This is a genomic window from Salinactinospora qingdaonensis (assembly GCF_039539445.1).
In the GTDB taxonomy this organism is placed as follows: Bacteria; Actinomycetota; Actinomycetes; order Streptosporangiales; family Streptosporangiaceae; genus Salinactinospora; species Salinactinospora qingdaonensis.
Genome location: NZ_BAABDD010000027.1, coordinates 39,369 through 62,310, shown reverse-complemented (window position 1 = coordinate 62,310; position 22,942 = coordinate 39,369). Strand labels below are relative to the sequence as shown.

Here is a 22,942-nt window from a genome sequence, read left to right as displayed (position 1 = left end):
CTCGTGCCTCGATCGCTTCGCGATCTCGGCAGCTTTGACGGGGGGCGCTGTGTCTTTGACACAGCGCTGTTGTGTCGGGGGCTGCTGGTGTGGGGGATGTGCCGGTGGGGGTGGCTCCACGTGGGGCCCAGCCGCTCGTCGTGGCATCCGTGCCACCTCAGGTACAGCCCGCCCCGGGCTGCTGAGATCGCGAAGCGATCGAGGCACGAGCGACGAAAAACCCCGCACGCTCTCCGCAGACCGAAGCCACACCCCGCCGCACACCACGGGGGGAGAGAATACGGCTCGGTCGGGGGTGACCAGCGGCGACGGCCTTAGCCATCGGAGGCGGCCGGATGGAGACGAGTGCTCATCCGCCTGGAGCGCTGCGCACGTCCGAACGGTGGCACGACAGAGCGGGGCTGGCCGCGGTGACCGAGCGGGTAGCGGAGAGTTGCGCCAACCGCTCACCGGTGGTGGACATGACCACGCTGGCGCCGCTCCACAGCGCCAGTCCCGCCGCCACGGTGCGGTCGGGTTCGGGCACGGTTTCGGCGATGAGGACCACGTCGGAACCGGTCACTCCGAAGTTGGTGACCATGCGCTGAAACTCGCCGAACAGGCAAGAGCGGGGGTGCAGCACCGTAGGCACCCGGTAGCCCTCCGCAGAGATCGGCCCGTAGGCGAGAATCCCGCTGTCGGCACAGAATACGGACATATCGCGGAGGGAGACGTGGTCTTCGCGCACCGGCGCCGGCGACAGAAGTTCGTCGAAGGGGGTGGTGTCGGCGACGGTACCGAAAGTGATCACCTGGCGCAGCCGCGAGCGTTCCGCCAGTTCGAGGGCCCGCTCGGCGAGGCAGGAGGTGGCGATGACAAGCCGCGCATCGGTCTCGGTGAGCACTCCCGCCAGCGTCTCGCTGTCGGATTCTGGCTCCAGCGGCAGCGCGACCCCGCCGGCGACCAGGACAGTGGAGACAGCGGTCAGCCGGGCGGCCCCGCGGGGGGAGAGGACCGCCACCACGTCGCCGGGGCGTAGGCCCCGCCGCAACAGACCGGTGGCTGCGGCCCGGACGGTGCTGGCGAACTCGGCGGCGTCGCGGCGCTTTCCGCTCGTGTCGATGATCTCGGGGAGGGCGGGCAGGTGGCGTAACCGCTCAGCGAAGCCGTCGATGATCGAGCTGCTCGGGCACTCCTCTGGCGGTGGTGGGCAGTGCCGATCCGCCCTGTTAACGGCAGCGGAGCTAGGCACTCGGTTACCCCCCATATACCCCCCAGAGTGCGTACTCGAATGAGTGGCGCTGGCCCGGGCTCGTCACGCCCCCTCCACGTGGCGAGCCCGGATGGCCTGGGCTGGGGTGGACCGCGGGTGTTTCCCCTCATGACACCCGCGGTCGCGCGATCCCAGCGATGCCGTGAACGGGGCGGTGGCCGTCCGCTCCGCCGCCCCCGCGATCGCGAAGCGAGGTGCCGGCCGGGCGGCCGGTGAACCCACCACGTTCACCTGCCCTGGATGGAAACCCGTCCAAGGCAGTGAGTCCGTCACCGTTCCCGGCGCCCTTCCCTGACCGGTCCCGGAAACGGACTCAAGGACGAGCCTAGCGTCTTCCCGCCCTTATGCACATGCATTCACGTGTGCATCGGCATATGTAGTTCTGCTTCCCCCGTATGTAGATGCTTCTCAGATGTCCCCGCAGAGAGCAGTAACCCCTCATCGACCTGCGGTTTCTCCGGTTCGCTCGCCTCTTTTCGGTGAGAGTTCCTCCTCGACGCCGGTGCGCTCGTACTCATCGATGTAGGCAGCGATCTGGGTCCGCGAGTGAAATCCCAGTTTCGTGTTGATGTTGGCGATGTGGCGGGCCACTGTAGCCGGACTGATGAACAGCCTCCCCCCAATACCACGGTTACTCAGCCCCTCGGCCACCAGCAGAGCGACCTCGTGCTCGCGTCGGGTGAGCGGAGATGTGGCCTGAGGCGGGTAGGGCGCGCGGGTGTCCCGGGGCGGTGGAACGCGGTGGCCCTCGGTCACCCCCAGCGCCAGATTCACCGCTTCGTCCAGTGACAGCGCGCGTCCCTCGCTCCACCACCTCGTCACCGCGTCCGGGTCGACTGAGACCGTCTCGGCCGCGGTGAACAGGATCGGCTTCAGCGCGGGGAAACCGGCCACCTCGCGGATGGCTTCGGCCGCACCCCCCAGCCGGCAGGCGTCGGCGGCCAGCCCGTCGCCACGGGCTACCCGCGCGATCGCGGCCAGTCCACGAGCCACCCCGATGCGTTGACCGGTGCTATGGCTCAACAGCAGCGCCTCGCTGAGATGGGTGTAGGCCCGCACGGTGGCCCCTCGCCGCGCCGCGATACGGCCCACCCCGGCCAGGCAGCGCGCCAGTTCGGGGAGGGCTTCCAAATCTCGTTGGATTCCCAGCGCCTCGCGGTAGCACTCTTCGGCGTCACCCAGCTCTCCCCGCACCTCGGCCACCACCCCGCGACCGATGAGAGTCCGCGCCACACCCCACCGGTGGTCAATGCCGCGCAGCAGGTCGAGCGCTGTTTCGTATTGCTCGATGGCCTCGTCCAGGTCGCCGATGTGTTTCGCGACCGCGCCCAGTGTTCCCCGCGCGATGCCCTCGTTCCACAGGTCGCTCTCGGCTCGGCTGAGCGCCAGGGCCTCGCTCAGGCGCAACCGCGCCCGCTCGTAGAGCTGATCGCGCATGTCCATCATGGCGAGGATGTTGAGCGCTATCGTCACCGAGGAGGTACTCCCGGTCGCCCGGCAACGCCGCAGCCCTTCCTCAGCGACCGTCTTGGCGTGGCGGTGGTCCTTTTGTTCCCACGCCAGTTCGGCGCGCTGCACCATCGCCCGCCCCCACAGCGCCGTATCGGTCTGCTCCATGGCCAGGAAACGGTCAGTCCACTGGGACCCTTCAGCGAAGTGGCCTCCCACGATCCAAAACGGCCGCAGCGCTAAGCACAGCCGCAGCCCCTCCGCCCCCTCCCCCCGGGCGGCCGACCAGCTCAGCGCGACACGCAGATTGTCGTACTCCTCGACCACCCGGTACCACACCTCCCACCGCTGTGACCAAGGAATCCGGCCTCCAAGCACGGCTTTTCCCGCCAGTTCGTCGGCCAGGCGCCCCATCCGCAGCCGATGCCGCAGCCGAATGCGCTCCTCCTCGCCCGACTCGGTCAGCCGGGTGGCCGCATAGTGGCGGATGGTGTCGAGCAGCCGGTACCGCACCCGGCCCCCGGACTCGCCCACGACGGTGACCAGCGAGCGATCTGTCAGCGACGAAAGCAGGTCCAAGATGTCGGCCTCGGGAAGAGTCGCATCGGCGCAGACCTGTTCGGCCCCCTCCAGATCCCAGCCCGAAAACACCGACAGCCGCCGCAGCAGTACCCGCTCGGGCTCGCTGAGCATCTCGTAGCTCCAGTCAATGACCGCGCGCAAGGTCTGTTGCCGAGGCGGGGCGTTGCGGTCACCGTTGGTCAGAAAGCGGAATCGGTCATCGATACGGGCGGCGATCTGTTGGGGCGACAGCAGCCGGGTGCGCGCGGCGGCCAGTTCGATCGCCAGGGGGATACCGTCAAGGCGCCGGCAGATATCGGAGATGATCCGCAGCCGCTCCGCAGTGACGGCGAAATCGTGGACCCCAGACCGGGCCCGGTGAATGAACAGCCGCACCGCTTCGGAGTCAGCGGGGTCGTCGCTGTCGGGATGGGGCACCGCCAAAGGAGGCACGCGCCACACCGCCTCACCGGTCAGTCGTGCCGGCTCGCGGCTGGTCAACACCAGCGACACCCCGGGACAATCGGCGAGCAGCAGCCGACACAGGGCCGCGACATCCTCGATGACGTGCTCACAGTTGTCGAGCACGAGGAGCATCCGGCGCGGACGCAGCGCGTCACGCAGTGTCCCCCCCAGATTACGGTCGTTCTCCTCGGTCACCCCCACAGCAGCGGCGATCCGCGACACGACCTGTTCGCGGTGGGTGACATCTGCCAGTTCGGTCAGCCATACCCCATCGGCGAACTGCCCGGTGGCGCGTGCGGCGAGCCGCAGCGCCAGGCGGGTCTTGCCGATCCCGCCCACGCCGCACAGCGTGACGACCCGATTGGTGCGCAGCAAGCGCAGCAAGTCGTTGAGGTCACGCTCGCGGCCGATGAAACTGTTGGGTTCCAGCGGGAGGCTCTGCCACGCAGGCGCGGAGTGTGGTGCCATAGCCTTCACGCGAGTCGAGTGGTCAAAGGTCGCGCTGCCTTTCCCCAGAGGCAGCGAGCCGTGGTGGGTGGGACGGGGACGGCGGCTGGAAAACGCGAGAATGTCTAGAGGTCTGTTCTTAGTAGCTCACCGGACTCCCGCGCAAGCGCTGCGACCGAACCGTGCTCCTCGCCGATCGCGCCGGCCCCACCGCTCTCATCGCCACTCGGCGGGCAAGGGCAAGCACGGTCACTGCTCCAGTGGCGGCGGGCGGTGGGCTTTCAGGTGGCAGTGTTGGTGGCGTGCGCAGCGGTCAATGGTTGGCTTTGCCCTCGCGGCTGACCCACTCGGCGAGTTGGGCCCGTGAGGAGAAACCGAGCTTGCCGAAGATGTTGGCGATGTGGCGCGCGGCGGTCGGTCGGGTGATGGTGAGCCGTGCCGCGATCTCGCGGTTGGACAGGCCAGAACCGACGAGGGTGGCGATCTCGTTCTCCCGAGGAGTCAGCGGCGGATGCGCTGGGGCGGACTCCGGGAAGGACAGTACTTCCTGAACCACACGCTCCAGCGGCAGCCGCGCCCCCCGCACCCACGCGCGGTGTGTCTCGGCGTCGAGCCCCACCGGAGCCGACACCGTCGGCTGCTCGCCGGCCAAGGCCCCACCCGATTGGCTCCGCAGCGCCGCCACGGCCCCGTCGATCAGTGCCGCCCGGGCCGGCTGCCCTTCAGCCACAGCCAGTCGACTCAGGTTCGCCAGGGCGCGCACGGTAGCCAGCGGGCGTCCCGAGGCGAGGCTTAGCCGCAGGCATTCGGACAGGTGGCGCCGTGCCGCGGCGACGTCACTGGTTGCCATAGCCAGTCGGCCCGCCGCCGCGGCACAGCGAGCAATGTCGAGCGTGGAGCCGGTCGAGACAAAGACCCCCAGTGCCGTGTCGAGGTGAGCTCGCGCCGCCTCGGGCTCGCCGCGGCGCGTGGCCACCATCCCCAGCACGTTGTGGCACCGGGCGCCGTGCCAGGCGTCGCCGATCTCCTCGGCGATGCGCAGCGCCGCGCACAGCAGCCTGTCACTGCGTTCGTCGTCGCGCTCCTGATTCGCCAGCAGTCCCATGCTGCCCAGGGCCGTCATCTCCATAGGCCGGTCGCCGCGCGTTCGCCCCAACTCGATGGCGCGCTCGGCGCGGCGCCGGCCCGACGCCGTGTCGCCCCTGCGCATGTCGATCATCGACAACGCCAGCAGCGCCCAGCCTTCGGCGTGGCTGTCACCGGCGCCGCGCGACGCTGCTAGGGCAGCCTGCACCGGTGGCCGAGCGGTGTCGGGCCCGTCGACGTCCAGGCACAGCTCGCCGTAGACGACACGGGCGCGGTTGAGTTCTTGCTCAGCGACCTCGCCGGGGGAGGCGTCGATCGCGGCCAGCAAATCCCGCAGGTGGGAGCTGCCCTCAGCGAACAACCCCCGGATGATCCAGTAGTCGCGCAGGGCCACGCAGATCCGCAGCCCGTCGCGGAGATGGCCGCTTCGCAACGCCCACGCGATCAGCGACCGTATGTTGCCGAGATCGTGGTCGGTGTTGCGCAGCGTGCGCAGCCGCTCGTTCCAGTCCTTGGCCTCGACAGCGGTGGCCGTTCCCGCCCGGTCGGCCATGTAGGTCAGAAAGCGTCGCCGCAGCGTGTCGCCCTCATCTCCGGTTGCGGCCAGTTGCTCGGCCGCGTAGGCCGCCACCGTTTCCAACAGCCGGTAGCGGGCTATCCCCTCCGCCTCGGTGTCGAGCACGATCAGCGACTTGTCCAACAGCGCCCCCTGGAGGTCGAGGATGTCCTCGGCCGCCAAGCCGGCGAATCCGCAGATCTCCTCGGCCATCTCCGCGTGCCACGTTGAGAACACCGACAGCCGCCGCAGCAGCACCTGCTCTGGCACGGTTAGCGCGTCGTGGCTCCACTCGACGGCGGCGCGCATCGTGCGTTGGCGGGGCGGGAGGTCGCGCTCGCTGGTCACCAGCAGCCGGAACCGGTTGTCGAGCCGGCGCAGGATCTGCTCCACCGACAGGATGCGGGTGCGCGCCGCCGCCAGTTCGATCGCCAACGGCAACCCGTCCAAGACGTGGCAGATCTCGATGATCTGCGCCACGTTGTCGGGAGTAACCGCGAAGCTCGGCCGCGCCGCGCGGGCGCGCCTCTCAAACAGTTGCACCGACTCGTAGCCCATCGCCTCCTCGACGGTGGGCCCAGGGGACGGCGACAGCGCCCCCGGCTGGCCGATGGGACGCGCGGGAAGCGACAGCGGCGGCACCCGCCACACCGTCTCACCCGGAATACGCAGTGGCTCGCGGCTCGTGGCCAGCACGCTCAAGTTCGGGCAGCAGCGCAGCAGCAGCCGACACAGCTCGGCGATCGGGGTGATCACATGCTCGCAGGTATCGAGCAGGAGCAGCAGCCGCTGTCCCCGCAGCGCCGTGATCACCGCACCGCGCCGATCACCCTCTTGCTCCTCGGCGACTCTCAGCACGCGCGCGATCGCGTCGATCGCCTGCTCTGCGGAGAACGCCGTACTCAGGTCGACGAACCGGACCCCGTCGGGGAAACGGGGCGCGGCCTGCTCCGCCACACGCACGGCCAGCCGGGTCTTACCGATTCCGCCGGTGCCGGTGAGCGTGATCACCCGGCTCTCGTGAAGGAGGCTGCGCAGTTCGGCGACATCGCGGTCGCGGCCGACGAAGCGGCCGGTGGACAGGGGAAGGTCGAAGAGGGGGTTCGTCATATCCTCGTTCGCTGATCAACCGGATCAGCCGCTGTAGAGCCGCACCGGCGGGGCCACACAGGGACGGCTGTCCTCGGCTCGACCTCTCCTCTCCTGGAGCGGCGCGAGTAGCGGTCGCGCGCCGACACCGGGAGGCAGGGGGTCGGCTGACGCGCGTTCGGCAACAGGCCTATCGTCCCCATCGCGAACGCCCCTCCATCGTAGGTGGCCCGGCCCGGACGCGGCAGGCGCAAAACCGGCTCCCCGGGTGGGCTGGACAGCTCGCCGCCCCGGCTGCCCAACCGAGTTACCGCGACCACACCGCCGGGTCGGCCTCGGTTTGCTCACCAGTGGTCAGATCCTTGACTTCGTGGGGCTTGCCCTCCTCGAACGGCGGAAACCACACGAAGGGGATGCCTTTGCGGGAGGCGTATTGCAGTTGCTTACCGATTTTGGCGCCCTGGTGGTAGACCTCGGTGTTGAACCCGCGCTCACGCAACTGCGCGCCCACCCGCAGCGCCTCGTCGCGGCGTTCGGCGCTGGGCAGCGCTACCAGCACGTCGGTGGGGCAGATCCGGCCCTCGGGCAGCCGCTCTTCGGCGGCCAGCTTGGCGAAGATCCGGGTCAGCCCGATCGAGATCCCCACCCCCGGCAGGCTACGGCGGATGAACTGCCCGGCCAGGTCCTCGTAGCGGCCACCGGCGCAGATGCTGCCGTAAGCCGGGTCGTCGTCGAATGTGGCCTCGTAGACCGTGCCGGTGTAGTAGTCCAGGCCGCGCGCGATCGACAGATCGGCCACGACGCTGCCCTTGGGCAGGTCAGCCAGGGAGTCGAGGACATAGCCCAGCTCCTCCAACCCCTCCGAGAGCAGCTCTGAGCGCACGCCCAACTTGGTGACCGCATCGATCACCGAGGCGTCTTCTCCGCGGATGCCGGCCAACTCCAGGCACAGCCCGACCTGCTCCTCGCTGAGCCCCACCTGCGTAGTCAGGATCTCGCGCACGCCCGCAGCGCCGATCTTGTGGAGCTTGTCGACGGCGCGGATGACTGCGAGGGGGTCTTCAATGCCGATCCCCTCGTAGCAGCCCTGGAGCACCTTGCGGTTGTTGATGTTGAGCGTCCACGCCGGCAAGTCCAGCCCGGCCAGGACCTCGTGGACGATGCGCGGCAGTTCGGCGTCGAAGTGCAGCGGCACCTGGTCGGCGTTGATCACGTCGATATCGCACTGGGTGAACTCCCGGAACCGCCCCTCCTGAGGGCGTTCCCCGCGCCAGACTCGCTGGATCTGGTAGCGCTTGAACGGAAACACCAGCTCGTTGAAGTGCTGGGCGACGTAGCGCGCGAACGGCACGGTGAGGTCGAAGTGCAGGCCCAGGCGGGCGTCACTACTGTCGCCGGCCTCCTCCTGCAACCGGTGCAGAGTGTAGACCTCCTGGGAGGTCTCGCCCTTGGCCAAGAGAACGTCCAACGATTCCACGGCGGGCGTCTCGATTGATGCGAACCCGTAACGTTCGAATCCGGCGCGGATATGGTCCAGCCAACGCTGCTCCACCGATCGGACCTGGGGCGACCATTCCGGGAAGCCGCTAATGGGGGTAGGACGTAGGACGCGCTGCTCGGACATGAACTGGGCCGGCTCCTTTTAGCCATCGCACCGAAAACGGAATCTGTGCCAATGGTAGGGCAGTGGTCGGCTCCAGACCTGCGGGCGCCACCGCCGGCCCGCTTGGACGGAAAGCGGGTCGGCGGGGCCGTCGAACTCCACGGAGGGTCGTTTCGAGGCGCACCGGTGTGGCGCTTGCCACGTCGGATAACGACCCGACGCTCTGTGGTTCGGCGAAGACGACTCCACGGAAGTAGCCGCGCGGTGCGTGTGCCAGGATCGCGGTCGCGGCACCATGTGAAGCGCCCACGCTCTCACCGTAGACCGCTCGGCGCCATGCGCACAGTGCTCGCCTCGGCCGGAATGGGCCGTTCACCATGTCTTGACGTGTAGCGTGACCACGCGAGTACAACACTCGTCCACGGCAAAGCCCCGGGGCCTCACCGGCGCGAGCCTGCGCACCCGCCCCGCCCGCCCCCCATTTCGGACCACTCTCGTCTTGTCCCGCTCTGTCCCTGCCGCGCCCCAAAAATGCCACGCGCGCCGAGGTTCAGCATCGGCCCCACCTTCGTCGAAGCGATGCTAGGTTCACTGTGTGGTCATCGAGGATGACGCATCGTCCCTTTCTGGTGGCGCACCGTCTCAGGTGCGAGCTGCCATGTGTGAGCCTCTGTCGCAAGGACTACGACCAGTGAATGACTCCCTACAGCTTTCCACCAAAATCATCGTCGCCGGTGGTTTCGGCGTCGGCAAGACGACGTTTGTGGGCGCGATCTCGGAGATCCCGCCGGTACGCACCGAAGCGGGCATCACTGCTGAGGGCGCCAACGTCGACAATCTCTCCGCCACTCCCGACAAGACCAGTACGACTGTGGCCATGGACTTCGGCCGCATCTCACTGGAAACCGACCTGACCCTCTATCTGTTCGGCACTCCAGGCCAGCAGCGCTTCTCGTTCATGTGGGACGACCTGGTCCGTGGCGCCCTCGGCGCGGTCGTCCTCGTCGACCCGCGCCGTCTGGAGGATTGTTTCCACGCCATCGACTACTTCGAGACCCAGTACCAGTTGCCGTTTCTCGTGGCGGTCAACTCCTTCGGCGACGACGGTGAGGGCGCTACCTACACCCTTGAGCAGTTGCGCGACGCGCTCGATCTCCAAGCGGGGGTGCCTATCGTGTGGTGCGATGCCCGCGACCGGGACTCGGTACTGCGCGTGCTGATCGCGCTCGTCCGCAACGCCATGGCCGTCGAGATGCGCGGGCAAAGCCAACTCGCCTCCTAACGGCCCGTTAAGGCACACCCACCGCCCGCGCGCCGTGAGTACCCGCATCTCCTCGCGCCCGTGTCGCTTTCATGTGATCCTCGCCACCGAAATGTCCCCTCCCGCTCCCCCGCCTACGCCGAGCACTCTCCCAGCCACGCGAGCCCCGCCGGGCGCCGGCGATGAAATTTGCGACGGATTCCGCCCGATCATCAAACGCGGATCAGGGGCGTCGCTCCTCGTCACACGGGCACCCTTGGGAACGATCCCAGGCGGGGCGTGGCTGGTTCTCACCATCGGGTCCGCCGTAGCGGGAACCCAGCGAGGGGTGATCGACGTTACCCTTGCTGTGGTGTTCGGAAGAATGGCGGAAAGCGTCCGCCGGGTCCTCGGCAAGCCCGGCTCGGTGGACCTGCGACCCTACAGCAAGCGACTGACCTCCATCGAGGCCAAAGAGCCGGAACTGCGTGAGCTCAGCGACACCGAGCTCAGCCAGCGAGCCGCTGAGGTCGGTAACGCCGAGCTGCCCTATGAGCGTGAAGACCTCATCGAGCTGTGCGCGGTGGGCCGGGAGGCCGCCCGCCGCACGCTGGGCGAGCGCCCTTATGACACGCAGTTGCTCGGTGTCATGGCACTGCTCGACGGCCATGTCGCAGAGATGGCCACCGGTGAGGGCAAGACCCTCGCGGGGGCGCTCGCCGCGGCCGGGTTCGCGCTGCGCGGGGGCCAGGTGCACATCCTCAGCGTCAACGACTATCTCGCCCACCGCGACGCTGACTGGATGCGCCCCCTCTACGAGATGCTCGGCGTCACCGTCGGCTCGGTCGGTCAGGAGTCCACGACCAAGCAGCGCCGTCTCGCCTACAGCGCCGATATCACCTACGCCTCGGTCAGCGAGCTCGGCTTCGACATTCTGCGCGATCGTCTCGTCACTGACCTCGCCGACCGCGTAGTACCCCCACCCTCCATCGCGATCATCGACGAGGCCGACTCGGTGCTCGTCGACGAGGCGCGCGTCCCCCTCGTGCTGGCCGGTGCCGCCGAGAACACGCAAACCGATGAGGCCATGGCCGAGTTGGTCGGGGCGTTGCGGCCCAAGATCGACTACCAGATCGACGATGACGGCCGCAATGTTCAGCTCACCGATGTGGGGATCGACGCTGTCGAGCGTGCGCTGGGCGGCATCGACCTCTACTCCGCTGAGGACGCCAGCCTGCTGCCGCGCGTCAACCTCGCATTGCACGCCCGCGCCCTGCTCCAGCGCGACGTCCACTACGTGGTACGCGACGGCAAGGTGCGGCTGATCAACGAGTCCCGCGGCCGGATTGCCCTCCTACAGCGCTGGCCCGACGGGTTGCAGGCCGCGGTCGAGGCCAAGGAGAAGGTCGCCGCCAGCGAGACCGGCGAAATCCTCGACACCATCACCGTCCAGGCCCTTGTCCTGCGCTATCCCACGCGCTGCGGCATGACCGGTACCGCCATGGCCGTGGCCGAGCAACTGCGCGAGTTCTACGAGATGGAAGTCGCGGTCATCCCGCCCAACAAGGAGTGTGTGCGCGTCGACGAGCCCGACCGGCTCTACGCTACTCCTGAGGAGAAGGAGGACGCCCTCGTCGCCAAGGTCGCCGAGGTGCACGCCACTGGTCGCCCCATCCTCATCGGCACCCAAGACGTCGCCGAGTCCGAGCGGTTGGCTAAGCGGTTCAACACCGAAGGCATCGAGTGCGTCGTGCTCAACGCCAAGAACGACGCCAAGGAGGCCGCGGTCATCGCCGAAGCGGGGACCTACGGTGCCATCACCGTCTCCACCCAGATGGCCGGGCGCGGCACCGACATCCGACTCGGCGGCAGCGACATGTCCGACCGCGACCGGGTCGTGGAAACCGGCGGGCTCTACGTCATGGGCTTCAGCCGCTACCCCAGCAGCCGACTCGACGACCAGTTGCGCGGTCGCGCCGGCCGCCAGGGCGACCCGGGCAGCTCGATCTTCTTCGTCAGCGCCGAGGACGAACTGATCACCGCCAACGCCCCGGACGCCGGCGGCTACGACGTCACCGCCGAAGGCGAAATCACCGACCCTAGCTGGCGCGAGATCGTCAACCACGCCCAGCGTGTCGCCGAGGGGCAGTTGCTGGAGCTGCACCGCAACACGTGGCGTTACAACCAGCTCATCGACGTGCAGCGCGGGGTGGTGCTCGACCAGCGTGAGGCCGTCTTGAGCCGCGATCTTGGCGATCGTCAGCTCGCCGTCGACTGTCCCGGGCGGCACCGCGAACTCGTCGAGGAGGTCGGCGCTGAAGAGGTCGCCCGCGCGGCCCGCCTCATCACGCTGTACCATCTCGATCGCGGTTGGACCGACCACTACGCTTTCCTCGCCGATCTGCGCGAGGGTATCCACCTGCGCTTCCTGGGACGGCGTGACCCGCTCGACGAGTTCAACCGCGATGCGGTCCCGGCCTTCAAAGGCTTCCTCGACGAGGCCCGTGCCCGATCGGCCGAGACCTTCGCCGAGCTGACCGTTGTCGACGGCAAGATCGACATCGCCGCAGTCGGGGTGAAACGCCCTTCGTCGACGTGGACCTACATGGTCCACGACCACCCCTTCAGCGCCGACATCGAAAACCTTGTCGGACACCTCAAGCGGCTCAGCGCCAAGAGCTGACCCCCACCTCTCCCGGCTGCCGTGTCGACCAGTCGCCGTGTCGGCGCGGCAGCCACCGGCCTATCCCTGGCCCGTGCCGCTCAGTGCGCTGTCTCGATGACCGAGATGCCCATCTCTTGCACCTCTTCGGGAGAGCGCACAGTGAAGAACCAATCGCGGAACCGGTGCTGGCCGATGATGGTGCCGGACGCGGCGAGCGCGCCGTCGCCCACCACGTGGAACTGGTAGCCGTAGGGCTGCAACAGCCGTGCCAGCCGGGCGCCGTCAGCGCCGGGAAGCACCTCGCAGAGGATGTCGGGTCGGTGTCGCGCGATGAACCGCTGGCCGTGTTCCAACACCGTCGCTTCGGTGCCTTCCACATCGATCTTCATCACGACGGGGCTGTTGGCGGGGATCTGGTCGGTGAAGCTGTCCAAGGCGAGCACGCTGATGGGGACGCCACCGGTGAAGGCCATGTCTCCGGAGTAGTAGCACGGTAGCGCCGAGTCTCCGGAGCGTACCGGCATGGTGATCGCCTGCTCGGGATCGCCCACGCCGGTGTGGTGCAGCGTTGTGCGGTGCACCACGCGGTTACGCACGCAGTTGTCGAACAGTGCGTGGTAGACCTCGGGGACGATCTCGAAGGAGTGGGCGCGCAGCTCAGGGTTGACCGAGGTGGCCACCAGAGTGAACAGGCCGGTGTAGGCGCCGATATCGAGCACAGTGTCGGCCCGGCGCGCCGCGGCGGCGAACAGGCGTACGGCGAAGTCGTCGGCGGGGCCGGGCCGGTGCCCGTTGCCCCAGTAGAGTTCCTTGGCGATGATGCAGCGTGCCGGGTCGAGCATCACGAAGGTGGTGCCGGCCACGTGTCCGGTCACCTCACGTACGGCCGCCGGCGCGGGCAGGCGGCCGGTGCCGAGGAGTTCTGGGGCGGCCACGTGGACGGCACCGCGCATCGCGAGGTTGGGGAGTCGCCAGCCCAGAAAGCGTTTGACGTGCTTCTTCGCGCCGTACCAGCTTTGGCGCCGGCCCTTGGCGGTGCTGCGGTAGTCCACTGGTGAGGTGGCCCCCACCGCCGTCCCCGGCCGTGGTGCCCGTACCTCGCCGCTCGGGTTGGTGCCGGGCCGTGTCGCCCCCTGACCCATGCTCGCCCCCCGCTGCCTGCCGCACCCCTTGCTGCGATCAGGCTAGCGTGCGCAAAAGCGCAGGTCACGAATCTCGGCGGCAGAATAGTCGCGTGGGGCGCGGCTAGGGACCGGCGATGTTGAACTGCACCGACGCGCGGTCAGCCAGCAGGGGGCGGATCACCGCCAGCGCGGCTTGGTGCTCGGGGTGGTCGCGGTAGCTGAGGTAGTCCGCCTCGCTGGCGACGTCGGCGACAACTGCGAAATCGTAGGTGTCGCCCCCGATGCCCACGTCGGCGCCGAAAGAGTAGTTTTTGAGCTGGGGAATCAGCTCAGGCAGCCGGGAGAGTGCCGCCTCGACCGCTTCGACCTGCTCCGAGGTGGTTCCCGTTGCCCAGCGAAACAGTGCGATATGTCGAATGCCCATAGGGAGAATCTAGCTTACTGGCAACGCCACTGGCGCGGAGGCCGGTCCCAAGAGCGGGGGACAGCCCCTGGGTCCGGCCTCGTGGCCAGGAAATAGCGACGGGGCCACCGGGGGATGGGGAATGCGGCCAGCCCGCCCCGCGAAGCTTTCCGCATGGTCGCCCTCCAGGGGGCCCAGCCGAAGCGGTCATGGGAGCGCTTTCGCGGTTCTCCAGAACGTAGCGGGGGAGCCCTCCCGAAATCAGCCCTTCATTTGTAACTGAAATATTTCAATTCTGAGCGTGCTTGTGGCGTGACACAACGTCACTGTTCTGCTGGATTCTTGTGTCGCCTCAGAATGTATTGAAATAGGCTGAGGTAATATAAGCCTTCTGTCTTATATCGGATGTTTGCCGTTTTCGGGGCTACGGTTCGCAGAGTCGGGAAGCGCGAGCACGCGGAGGTGCTGAGTCCCTCGGGGCACCCCCTGTTCCCGGCTGAGGACCGCTGTCGCGTCGCGTCTGGTGTCGCGACGCGACAGGCGGAAAAAACGGGTCGACGGGTGGTCTCCTGGGGGCGTGGTGTCGCCCTGACGGCGCCCGCGGCCGGTTGGTTCAGCTCAGCCGGGTGGTGAGAAGATAGGCGTCTGGGGAGTCGGCGTTGACGATCTCGGTGACTTTCCAGGTCTGGCCACCGACAGTGAACGTGTCACCCACGTGCACATCGATCATGGTCTGCGGGCGCCACTCACTGGGGCCACCGATCTTGGCCACTGGTCTCCCCTGGTCGTCGAGCCAGAACCGGCCGCCTCCCACCGGACCTCCTTGGAACCGGTCATTTCGGCCATAGGTGATTTTCTCCTGGTCGCCGACTTCATGGGTCACGTTGGACTCTTCTCCTGTCAAGCGAGCGAGCCGCGGTCATGGTGACGACGCGCCTGGACCGCAGCATCGAATCATCGATGTCCTGTGCGGGTTTCCGAACTTTACCCTCCATGCGCGCAATTGCATACTGGCAACCCTGTCAAAATACGTGAATTGCGCTCGTATAGCACGATGTCGCGGAACTGCTGTGGGGGTTGGCTTACCGCATCGAGGTCACACGCACCGAGAAACACCCGCACGAACGTCGGGTGAACGGCCATTCATGGCGAAAACATTCACGAGATAGATTCCTCCCCCGAAAGGGGGTCTTCATAGCGTTCCAAGTGGCGCAACGCCTCCCTGCGGGAGAGGGCGGAGAGCACCTCGGAGTGCTTGGTGACGAACGTACGAACGGCGTCGGGGTCGGTTTTAGCGTACTCGCGCAGCGACCAGCCGATAGCCTTACGGATGAAATAGCCCTTGTGGCTCAGATTCGGTTCGATGCTGGCGAACAGCAAGCCCGGATCGGTCTCGCCTTTCGCCCCAACCTGGCAGATGATTGCGCTGCGCCGCAGCCATACGTCACCGGTCAGCGCCCAAGAGATCACGATCGGCCGTACCCGCCCAGGGTGGGAACGCAGCAGCGGCCCTACCCGGCGGATCGCCAGCTCGTCGACGTAGTCCCACCACCCGCCGGCCACGATGAGGTCCTCGTACAGTGCGGTGACCGGAGGGGTCTGGAACTTTCGGTAGAGGGGATGGCCCGTGAGGTCCACCGCGGCGTAACGTTCCTCACGGTGGGTGGCCACCCGCCACATCGTGCGCACCGTGTCCTCCCACGTGATGGGGTCATCCATGGGAAAGGCGGCAAAGATCTCCCGGAAAGCCCGGCGGCGGGTATCGGCTCGCACGCCGTGGAAGGGCAATTCCGACTTCATGTACCGGCGCATCGGGGCCGCTGCGGCCGGGTCGGCGAGCGTGCGCAGGCGATCGCGTACGGCGGCGATCACTCCGAGATGGGCTGGCATAACCCTATTATTCCGGTTCGTCCGGATCGTGTGGTGACATAGCGCGGTCGGCTAGAGCGATTCCTCCGGCTCGGTCCCTCCCAGCCAAGACAAACCGCCACCTCGCCTCGTCGGGAGCAGACGCCGACCACCGAAACAGCCACCATGGCACCCGGTGCGCACCGCACCGGGGCCTTGCGGCCACGGTCGTTACCTGCCGAACCGGCGCGACACGATCCGCCGATGGCGCCGGTGCACTACCCCTATCCGCGTTCGTCCGCGAGGTCGTCCTCTGGTCTAGCCATGCGCGGCTCGCCGCGCGAGCGCGACTCCCTGAGACAAGCGGCCTAGCCATATGTGAGGTTAACCCATTCTTACCGGCATACTTCGACAGTGTGGCTGCATGGTGAACCACATATTGATCTTACGTAAGGCTCTGTTGGAAGTACTTCAGGTAATCGCTCGCGATGCCGCCTGATTTTTGCCGGTATGCCTGCCGCGGTGCCGCCTCAGGCACACGCCGCCCGAGACAGCTCATCGGCGAACGCTTCCGTGATCTGGGGCGACATCACGCCAGGGTTCTGGCGTGGCCGAGGCTGACCACGCCTCACCTGCCCACGGTGTCTACAACAGTCGGGAAAGCCCAGACGGCCTCCAGCGGGCGGGAGAAGACCTCAACCGCCTGACACACTGGGCAGACTTTCCCTTGCAGCTCCGCTAAAGGCGCGGGCCGGCCGGGGGCGGGGCCGACCCGCGCTCGCGGCGGACAAACGAGGGGGCACGTCGTCGTCCACCAGCGCTAGGCCGCGGTTTTCACATCTGCGCGCGACCGGGATGCTTAGTTGCAGCTACCGCTGCACTGGCACGGGCCGCCGCTTTGGCAGCCACAGGTGCAGCCAGACCCGCAGTTGCAGCCGGGAACGGGGGCGGTCGGAGTGGATTGGGACATGTCCCCTCCTTGAATCGAGAACCTTAGCCAAAACGAGTACTGCCATTGTCCCGCGCCATGGCGGCCACGGCACTTCACTCCCGAGCAACGTGCCTGAGATTCCCGACATCCAGCGGCGCCAATCAGCATGGCCGGTACCGGCAATCCGGGCGCAGCCCCGTTTAAAGTCGTCCGTGCCCAGCCGTTCGCCCCTACCGTCACGTGCGCTACTGCCGCCCCAAGTGCCTCCCCCATGCCCGGCGCGATCCCGCCCTCACGTGCTCCATGGAGGGATGGCGGTGTGGGAAGAGCACGACGAGAGTCGCCGCGTGGCGATATTGGGCCGCGAGAATCGCCGAGCGGTCACAGTTCGTGGCGATCGTGCCGGACAGGCCGCCCCTCGCCCCCGGGACCGCCCTGCTCCCTGCCACAACGGGATACCGTTGCCCCATGCCACTACTGGCGCGCCCGCGCCCGGCCACACCACAGTCGCCTCGCCCCGCAGTCCGTCCAGGAGTCACGATTGAACGCCCCCTACCCCGGCCCGGACCCCCACTACGGCAACCTCCCCTACGGCCACGCCCCGCCCTCCCACGGCGACATTCACGAGCGCCTCCTCGCCACCCCCTTCGAGGCGGTCGCCCCCCATCTGCGGCTCGTCCTCTTCGGCGGCGACGCCACCGGGCTCGGTGGTGACAAGCTCGCATACTCGATCAACCCCACCCTGACAGCGGTGCTCGCCTACCGGCTCGACCCGGGCTCGTTCCAATCGGCCCTGCTGGAGCAGCGCCATGCCCAGGCGTGGGCCATGAACAAGCGCGACTTGTGGTTCAGCGCCTTGCACAACATGGCCTACGACCAGTACCGCATCGACACCTACCCGGGCGCCCCCGACACGGCCAGCTACGTCGTCACCGGCCTCACCTGGCCGGCCAGCGCCCACGTGATGCGGCTGTCGGACCTCATCGCCGAACCCATGCCCTATGGCGCCGTGGCCATGGCGCCCGAACCCAACACCCTGATCTGCGCCGTGCTGCGCAGCAAGCGCTCCGCGCCGGTCATCCCCGCCATGCACCTGATCTTTTGCGACCGCATCATCGACGGTGTCCCCCTAACCGACCAACTCCTGTGGTGGCGTGGCGGCAGCGTCAGCGGGATGCCCATGCGCCCTTCCGCCGACGGCGGCGTCCAGGTCCGCCAGTCACCGGAGTTTTCCTACCTTCTCGACTACGAATTGCCCGACTGAACCGGCCCCCAGGGTGCCCCCAGGGTGCTAGCGGCCGAACGTGTCGGCAGGCGGCTGGGGAGAGTCGCGGGCCGTCGCGTCACGCACCGCAGCCGCACCGGCGACGAACCGATCCAAGTCCTCCGCCGTCAACAGCCGCGCCATGTCCGGGTCGCGGTGGGCACGGTGGGCGAGTTCGTCCACCGCCAACTCCCGCTGCGAGGCGACCACGACCAGGTTGCCGAACCTGCGGCCCCGCAGCACGGCCGGCGCGGCGAGCAGCGCGGTGTGGGGAAACACCTCGCGCACCGTCGCCACCTGGGCGCGGGTGTGGGCCAACCCGTGGCCATCACCGACGTTGACGGCGTAGACACCTCCCGCGCGCAGCACGCGCTCGACCTCACCGACGAACTCCACCGACGTTAGGTGTCCTGGCGTGCGCGCTCCGCTGAAGACGTCACACACCACCAGATCCGCGCAGTCACTACGGCGCGCCTCCAGCCACGCCCGAGCGTCTCCCGCCCCCACCCGCAGGTCGGCGCGGCGCCCCCACGGCAGCTCGCGGCGGACCAACTCGATGATCTCGGGGTCGATGTCGACGGCGCGCTGGCGCGACCCCGGTCGGGTCGCCGCGATGTAGCGCGCCAGCGTCAGCGCTCCGGCCCCCAGGTGGAACGCCTCGATCGGAGCTCCGGGAGTCGTGGCCAGATCGGCCACGTGCCCCAGGCGCCGCACGTACTCGAAGTCAAGGTAGGTCGGATCGGACAGGTCCACGTGCGACTGTGGCGTGTCCCCGACCATGAGCAGCCACGACTCGGCGCGGTCGGCGTCTCGCAGTAGTTCCGCCTTGGGCAGGGAGAGGTGTTCTCTCCGCCCGTTCGCCCCGCGGTGGCCCATGCGCTCTCCTCATTCCCGGCCGATTCCGCAGCGCCACCCGCCCCCGCCCGGTGCGGACGCGGTACGCGCCTGCTGTCCTTTCCTACCGTTGATCTTGCGAGAGGGCCCTGGCCTTCAGGGCGGGAGTGAATCGTATCTCTCGCCTGCTGTGGCCTCAGTTGTGGGCATGGGTCGGCATTGTCGACCTGTACTCACGGCTGGCCGCGCTCGGTCTGGCTGCCTCTGCTGTGAGACGTAGTCCTGGACCGTCCAAAGCGGGGCACCGCCGCATGAGCCCGCGAAGTAGGACGGCCACCAGAACCGGCCGCGCCTGATGGCCCGGTTGTCCCCTGATCGCATGCAGCTTCGGTACAGCTTTCCGCCTATCCCCGAGCGACGGTCAGCGTACGGCTCTGGCGAGGGCGTTCGGGTGCGCGCGGGGCGTCGTCAACGACGCGGCGTGTGTCCGTGAGGAGGACCGCGCGGCCCGGGGTGGCGTTCGTCGCCTCGGCGGAGCTGTCCAAGCGCCCCACGGCCGCCAAGAAGACCCCGCAGCGGGCCGGGCTCGGCGAGGTGATGGCCAAGGGTGTGTACGACGTCGGGGCGGCGTTCGTGAGCATGCTGGAATACGAGGCCGCCCAGTACGGCGCCCCTTCGTCAAGATCGGCCGCTTCGCGACCTCGCAGGTGTGTTCCGTGTGCGCCTCAAGGACGGCCCCAAGCCCCGCACGTCCGTGTGTGGACATGTGAGGCATGCGGGGCCATCCTCGACCGGGACGTGAACGCGGCGGTCACCATCGCCAAGGCCGCCGGACTGGCGGTGTCAGCCTGTGCAGCGCAGGTAAGACCCGACCACGCTCGGGCACAGCGCGACGAAGCAGGAACCCACCCGAAGCGCCCCACACAGCCCGCGTGGGAGCAGGCGGGACTCCCAGACCGCTCAGGCCCAGGAGGATGTCGATGCTTCGCGGTCACGATCCGGGACGCAGCGACCGGCACGGGCTGCACCAGTTCCGCCGCGCCGCTAATGTGGAAGCTCTCTGAGGCCTCCCCGCCCGGGCAGTGGGCTCGGCGGCTACGACGCCCAGCGTGGACGTTTTCGACGTGATCTTTTCGAGGAGTGGCCGTGCTGCTGCGGATGTCGACCCTGTTCCTACGCACCCTGCGTGAGGACCCGACAGATGCCGAGGTGCCCAGCCACAAGCTGCTTGTTCGCGGTGGCTACATCCGCCGTGCCGCGCCTGGGGTCTACTCGTGGTTGCCGTTGGGCAAGCTTGTCTTGGACAACGTCGCCAACGTCGTGCGTGAGGAGATGGCCCGCATCGGGTCGCAGGAGGTGCTGCTGCCCACGCTGTTGCCTCGCGAGTACTACGAGGCCACCGGCCGCTGGACCGAGTACGGTGACACGCTCTTCCGCCTCGTCGACCGCAAGGGCGCCGACTACCTTCTCGGCCCCACGCACGAGGAGTTGTTCACCCTGCTGGTCAAGGGGGAGTACTCCTCGTACAAGGACTTCCCGGTGATGCTGTACCAGATCCAGGAGAAGTTCCGGGACGAGGCGCGTCCCCGGGCCGCCATCCTGCGGGGTCGGGAGTTCCACATGAAGGACTCCTACTCCTTCGACATCGACGAGGAGGGGCTGCGCCACTCCTACGAACTGCACCGCGCCGCCTACATTCGGATCTTCGACCGGCTGGGGCTGCGTTACGCGATCGTCAAGGCCACCTCCGGAGCCATGGGCGGCTCGGCCTCCGAGGAGTTCCTCGCCGAGGCCGTCACCGGTGAGGACACCTTCGTTCGCAGCACCGGGTCGGATTACGCGGCCAACGTCGAGGCCGTCACGGTGCCTGCGCCGCCCGCCCAGTCAATCGAGGGGCTGCCTGAGGCGCGCGTCCACCACACGCCCGACACCCCGACCATCGATTCCCTCGTCGACCACGTCAATGAGCACGTGCCCGACGCCGTTGGCCCGGGGCGCGCCTGCACCGCCGCCGACACCCTCAAGAACGTGCTGATCAAGATCTGCCGGCCCGGCGAGAAGGACTGGGAGATCATGGGGGTTGGCGTGCCCGGCGACCGTGAGGTCGATATGAAGCGCCTGGAGGCCGCGCTGGAGCCGGCGCAGGTCGAGTTGTTGGAGGAGTCCGACTTCGAGGCCAACCCGTTCTTGGTCAAGGGCTACGTCGGGCCGCGGGCCCTTCTCGACAACGGGTTGCGTTACCTCGTCGATCCGCGCGTGGTCGCGGGCACGCGCTGGATCACCGGGGCCGACAAGGCCGACCACCACGTGATCGGCCTAGTGTGCGGACGCGACTTCACCCCCGACGGCACGATCCAGGCCGCCGAGGTCCGCGACGGCGACCCCTCGCCTGAGGACGACGGCACCCTCTACACCGCCCGCGGCATCGAGATCGGCCACGTCTTCCAACTCGGCCGCAAGTACACCGACGCTTTTGAACTCGACGCACTCGGGCCCGACGGCAAGCCCAAACGCATCACCATGGGCTCCTACGGCATCGGCGTCTCGCGCGTGGTGGCCTCCATCGTGGAACAGTCCCACGACGATAAGGGCATCGTCTGGCCACGCGAGATCGCCCCGGCCGATGTCCATATCGTGGGCACCGGTAAGGGCGACCAGATCGAGGTCGCCCTCCGGCTCGCCACGGAGCTGTCCGCCACCGGGGTTCGGGTTCTCGTCGACGACCGCTCCGGCGTCTCGCCGGGCGTGAAGTTCACCGACGCCGAACTGTTGGGCGTGCCCACCGCCGTCATCGTCGGTAAGGGCTTGGCCAACGGGGTGGTGGAGCTGCGCGACCGCTCCAGCGGGCAACGCGAGGAGGTCGCTGTCGAGTCGGTGGTGGAGCGGGTCGTGGCAGCGGTGGGTGCCGAGAGCTCCTGAGCCGCCGCCGCGGCCAGTGTTTTGGCGCCCGCGGCCTTCAGGCGGGCTCGCCGTCGGGGAAACCGGGAAAGGCGACGTTCTCGGCGCCCCAACTCAATGCTCGCACCGTCGCCGTTTGCAGCGCTCGCGCCGCCAGGTCGCGCAGGGGCGGGGCCGTGGCTGCCGCCAACTCCAGATAGGCCTGCCCGGTGGTCTGCTCAAGCAGGGCGGCGTATTGGCTCAGTCCGGCCTCGTCGTCGCTGTCAGGCAGTTGGTAGGCGCTTTGGGTGGCGGCGGGCTGGGCTCCCAGCGCCACCAGTTCGTCGCGCAGGCGGTCGCGGCTGTCCCGGTGGGCGTCGAGGTAGGCGCGGGAACGTTCCCGCGCGTCTTCGCTCAGGTGCGCCCCGATGTAGCCGTAGCCGTAGATCGCCGCGTGCTCAGCCCGCAGCGCGGCTTGGAGCGTCGCCACGTCGTCGGACTCGGCTGTCGCGGTGCTGTCGGGGGTGGGCGTGGCGCTCAATCATGCCTCCGCGGTGAGCAGGTGGGCGTGTCCGGCCTCGCAGGCTCCGACGCCGGCGACGAGTTGGGCGAGGCTGCGGTCGGCGATCTCGGTGACTTGGGTGGGGCGCGCGCCGGCGGCGGTCTCTTCCAGCACCCGCAGCGCCGCGACTGAAAGCGGCCCTTCAGGGGTGGGATCGGCCGCGGCGGAGGGTGTGGCGGCCGAGGCGCTGGTTTCAGGTGAGGCGGCGTCGGCGGGGAGTCGCTGCCGAAGCGCCCTCAGGTGCCGCTCGTGGTTGGAAAGGAGGGTGCGCAGCGTTTCTGTGGGGCCCTGATCTGCCGAAAGTGTCGCTCGGTAGCTCGCGATGGCGCGTTGCTTGTCAGCGATCACCGAGCGCAGGATGTACTCGTCAGGGGTGATCTCGCTGGGGTACCACTGGGTGTTTTGACAGCCGCTCAGTCCAACTGACGTGAGGCCGGCGAGCGCGCCGACGATGGCCGCGCGTCGGCTCACGCGGTAATCGTGACGCAACCGTGCCTCCTTGCTGTGCGCTCGGGTCGTGTGGGGGAGGAGCCACGCCCCCTGGCGAGGGCTACCAGGCCCAAGTCCTCGGATTTACAGCCATTCGCCGGATATGAGTGGAATCGCAGTAATATTCATGTCAGGCTCGACGGTGCGGATGATTCCACCCTGGTGCCTTCTGGCCTATCTTTTCACGACGGGCGGGT

Annotated in this window: 16 protein-coding genes and 1 pseudogene; 6 read left to right on the top strand and 11 right to left on the bottom strand. The window is 68.0% G+C overall.

Annotation, left to right across the window (positions count from 1 at the left end; translation table 11 throughout):
* Positions 1-349 precede the first annotated feature (349 nt).
* The 4 genes from ABD848_RS20310 to hisS form a co-directional block, all read right to left on the bottom strand.
* On the bottom strand, positions 350-1,231 hold the full coding sequence (locus ABD848_RS20310) for an AMP-binding protein (protein WP_344975047.1): 882 nt from the start codon (positions 1,229-1,231) through the stop codon (positions 350-352).
* A 459-nt stretch (positions 1,232-1,690) separates the two neighbouring features.
* A complete protein-coding gene (locus tag ABD848_RS20305) occupies positions 1,691-4,195 on the bottom strand; it encodes a helix-turn-helix transcriptional regulator (protein ID WP_344975044.1) in 2,505 nt (834 codons plus the stop codon).
* Positions 4,196-4,487: 292 nt separating this feature from the next.
* A complete protein-coding gene (locus tag ABD848_RS20300; RefSeq protein ID WP_344975041.1) occupies positions 4,488-6,926 on the bottom strand; it encodes an ATP-binding protein in 2,439 nt (812 codons plus the stop codon).
* Between the two features lie 286 nt (positions 6,927-7,212).
* Positions 7,213-8,529, bottom strand: coding sequence for a histidine--tRNA ligase (hisS, locus tag ABD848_RS20295; RefSeq protein WP_344975038.1), 1,317 nt, complete (start codon positions 8,527-8,529; stop codon positions 7,213-7,215).
* Positions 8,530-9,166: 637 nt separating this feature from the next.
* Here hisS and ABD848_RS20290 point away from each other — a divergent pair.
* Complete coding sequence (locus tag ABD848_RS20290) at positions 9,167-9,790, top strand: GTP-binding protein (protein WP_425567624.1); 624 nt, start codon at positions 9,167-9,169, stop codon at positions 9,788-9,790.
* Positions 9,791-10,133: 343 nt separating this feature from the next.
* The gene (gene secA2 / locus ABD848_RS20285) at positions 10,134-12,431 is read left to right on the top strand and encodes an accessory Sec system translocase SecA2 (RefSeq protein ID WP_344975033.1); all 2,298 of its coding nucleotides are present in this window, start codon (positions 10,134-10,136) and stop codon (positions 12,429-12,431) included.
* An 80-nt stretch (positions 12,432-12,511) separates the two neighbouring features.
* On the opposite strand, the gene ABD848_RS20280 is transcribed toward secA2, so the two are convergent.
* From ABD848_RS20280 to ABD848_RS20265, 4 genes are all read right to left on the bottom strand, one after another.
* A complete protein-coding gene (locus tag ABD848_RS20280) occupies positions 12,512-13,555 on the bottom strand; it encodes an FkbM family methyltransferase (RefSeq protein ID WP_344975030.1) in 1,044 nt (347 codons plus the stop codon).
* Positions 13,556-13,658: 103 nt separating this feature from the next.
* The gene (locus tag ABD848_RS20275) at positions 13,659-13,961 is read right to left on the bottom strand and encodes a Dabb family protein (RefSeq protein ID WP_344975027.1); all 303 of its coding nucleotides are present in this window, start codon (positions 13,959-13,961) and stop codon (positions 13,659-13,661) included.
* Between the two features lie 592 nt (positions 13,962-14,553).
* Positions 14,554-14,823, bottom strand: a complete 270-nt coding sequence (locus ABD848_RS20270; protein WP_344975024.1) for a DUF6406 domain-containing protein — start codon at positions 14,821-14,823, stop codon at positions 14,554-14,556.
* 275 nt (positions 14,824-15,098) lie between these two features.
* The gene (locus tag ABD848_RS20265; RefSeq protein ID WP_344975021.1) at positions 15,099-15,830 is read right to left on the bottom strand and encodes a DNA alkylation repair protein; all 732 of its coding nucleotides are present in this window, start codon (positions 15,828-15,830) and stop codon (positions 15,099-15,101) included.
* Between the two features lie 1,430 nt (positions 15,831-17,260).
* Here ABD848_RS20265 and ABD848_RS20260 point away from each other — a divergent pair.
* Entirely contained in the window at positions 17,261-17,983 is a 723-nt protein-coding gene (locus ABD848_RS20260) for a hypothetical protein (RefSeq protein ID WP_344975016.1), read from the top strand.
* Positions 17,984-18,010: 27 nt separating this feature from the next.
* Here ABD848_RS20260 and ABD848_RS20255 read toward each other — a convergent pair whose 3' ends face one another.
* The gene (locus ABD848_RS20255) at positions 18,011-18,859 is read right to left on the bottom strand and encodes a spermidine synthase (protein ID WP_344975013.1); all 849 of its coding nucleotides are present in this window, start codon (positions 18,857-18,859) and stop codon (positions 18,011-18,013) included.
* A 329-nt stretch (positions 18,860-19,188) separates the two neighbouring features.
* Between ABD848_RS20255 and ABD848_RS25100 the strand changes: the two are divergent.
* The 3 genes and pseudogenes from ABD848_RS25100 to ABD848_RS20245 form a co-directional block, all read left to right on the top strand.
* Positions 19,189-19,272: pseudogene (locus ABD848_RS25100) on the top strand (helix-turn-helix domain-containing protein); the annotation flags it as partial.
* A gap of 142 nt (positions 19,273-19,414) precedes the next feature.
* A complete protein-coding gene (locus ABD848_RS25095; RefSeq protein WP_425567625.1) occupies positions 19,415-19,945 on the top strand; it encodes a zinc ribbon domain-containing protein in 531 nt (176 codons plus the stop codon).
* An 18-nt stretch (positions 19,946-19,963) separates the two neighbouring features.
* Entirely contained in the window at positions 19,964-21,736 is a 1,773-nt protein-coding gene (locus tag ABD848_RS20245; RefSeq protein WP_344975010.1) for a proline--tRNA ligase, read from the top strand.
* Positions 21,737-21,773: 37 nt separating this feature from the next.
* Here the strand turns inward: ABD848_RS20245 and ABD848_RS20240 are convergent, their stop codons facing one another.
* Entirely contained in the window at positions 21,774-22,235 is a 462-nt protein-coding gene (locus ABD848_RS20240) for a ferritin-like domain-containing protein (protein WP_344975007.1), read from the bottom strand.
* On the bottom strand, positions 22,236-22,745 hold the full coding sequence (locus tag ABD848_RS20235) for a ferritin-like domain-containing protein (protein WP_344975004.1): 510 nt from the start codon (positions 22,743-22,745) through the stop codon (positions 22,236-22,238).
* Positions 22,746-22,942 lie beyond the last annotated feature (197 nt).

What these genes read in the sequence shown, in the direction of transcription:
- ABD848_RS25095 (WP_425567625.1), top strand. Translation starts at nt 19,415, where the DNA reads ATGGCCAAGGGTGTGTACGACGTCGGGGCGGCGTTCGTGAGCATGCTG.
- ABD848_RS20265 (WP_344975021.1), bottom strand. Translation starts at nt 15,830, where the DNA reads ATGCCAGCCCATCTCGGAGTGATCGCCGCCGTACGCGATCGCCTGCGC.
- hisS (WP_344975038.1), bottom strand. Translation starts at nt 8,529, where the DNA reads ATGTCCGAGCAGCGCGTCCTACGTCCTACCCCCATTAGCGGCTTCCCG.
- ABD848_RS20275 (WP_344975027.1), bottom strand. Translation starts at nt 13,961, where the DNA reads ATGGGCATTCGACATATCGCACTGTTTCGCTGGGCAACGGGAACCACC.
- ABD848_RS20280 (WP_344975030.1), bottom strand. Translation starts at nt 13,555, where the DNA reads ATGGGTCAGGGGGCGACACGGCCCGGCACCAACCCGAGCGGCGAGGTA.
- ABD848_RS20290 (WP_425567624.1), top strand. Translation starts at nt 9,167, where the DNA reads ATGTGTGAGCCTCTGTCGCAAGGACTACGACCAGTGAATGACTCCCTA.
- secA2 (WP_344975033.1), top strand. Translation starts at nt 10,134, where the DNA reads ATGGCGGAAAGCGTCCGCCGGGTCCTCGGCAAGCCCGGCTCGGTGGAC.
- ABD848_RS20300 (WP_344975041.1), bottom strand. Translation starts at nt 6,926, where the DNA reads ATGACGAACCCCCTCTTCGACCTTCCCCTGTCCACCGGCCGCTTCGTC.
- ABD848_RS20255 (WP_344975013.1), bottom strand. Translation starts at nt 18,859, where the DNA reads ATGGGCCACCGCGGGGCGAACGGGCGGAGAGAACACCTCTCCCTGCCC.
- ABD848_RS20305 (WP_344975044.1), bottom strand. Translation starts at nt 4,195, where the DNA reads ATGGCACCACACTCCGCGCCTGCGTGGCAGAGCCTCCCGCTGGAACCC.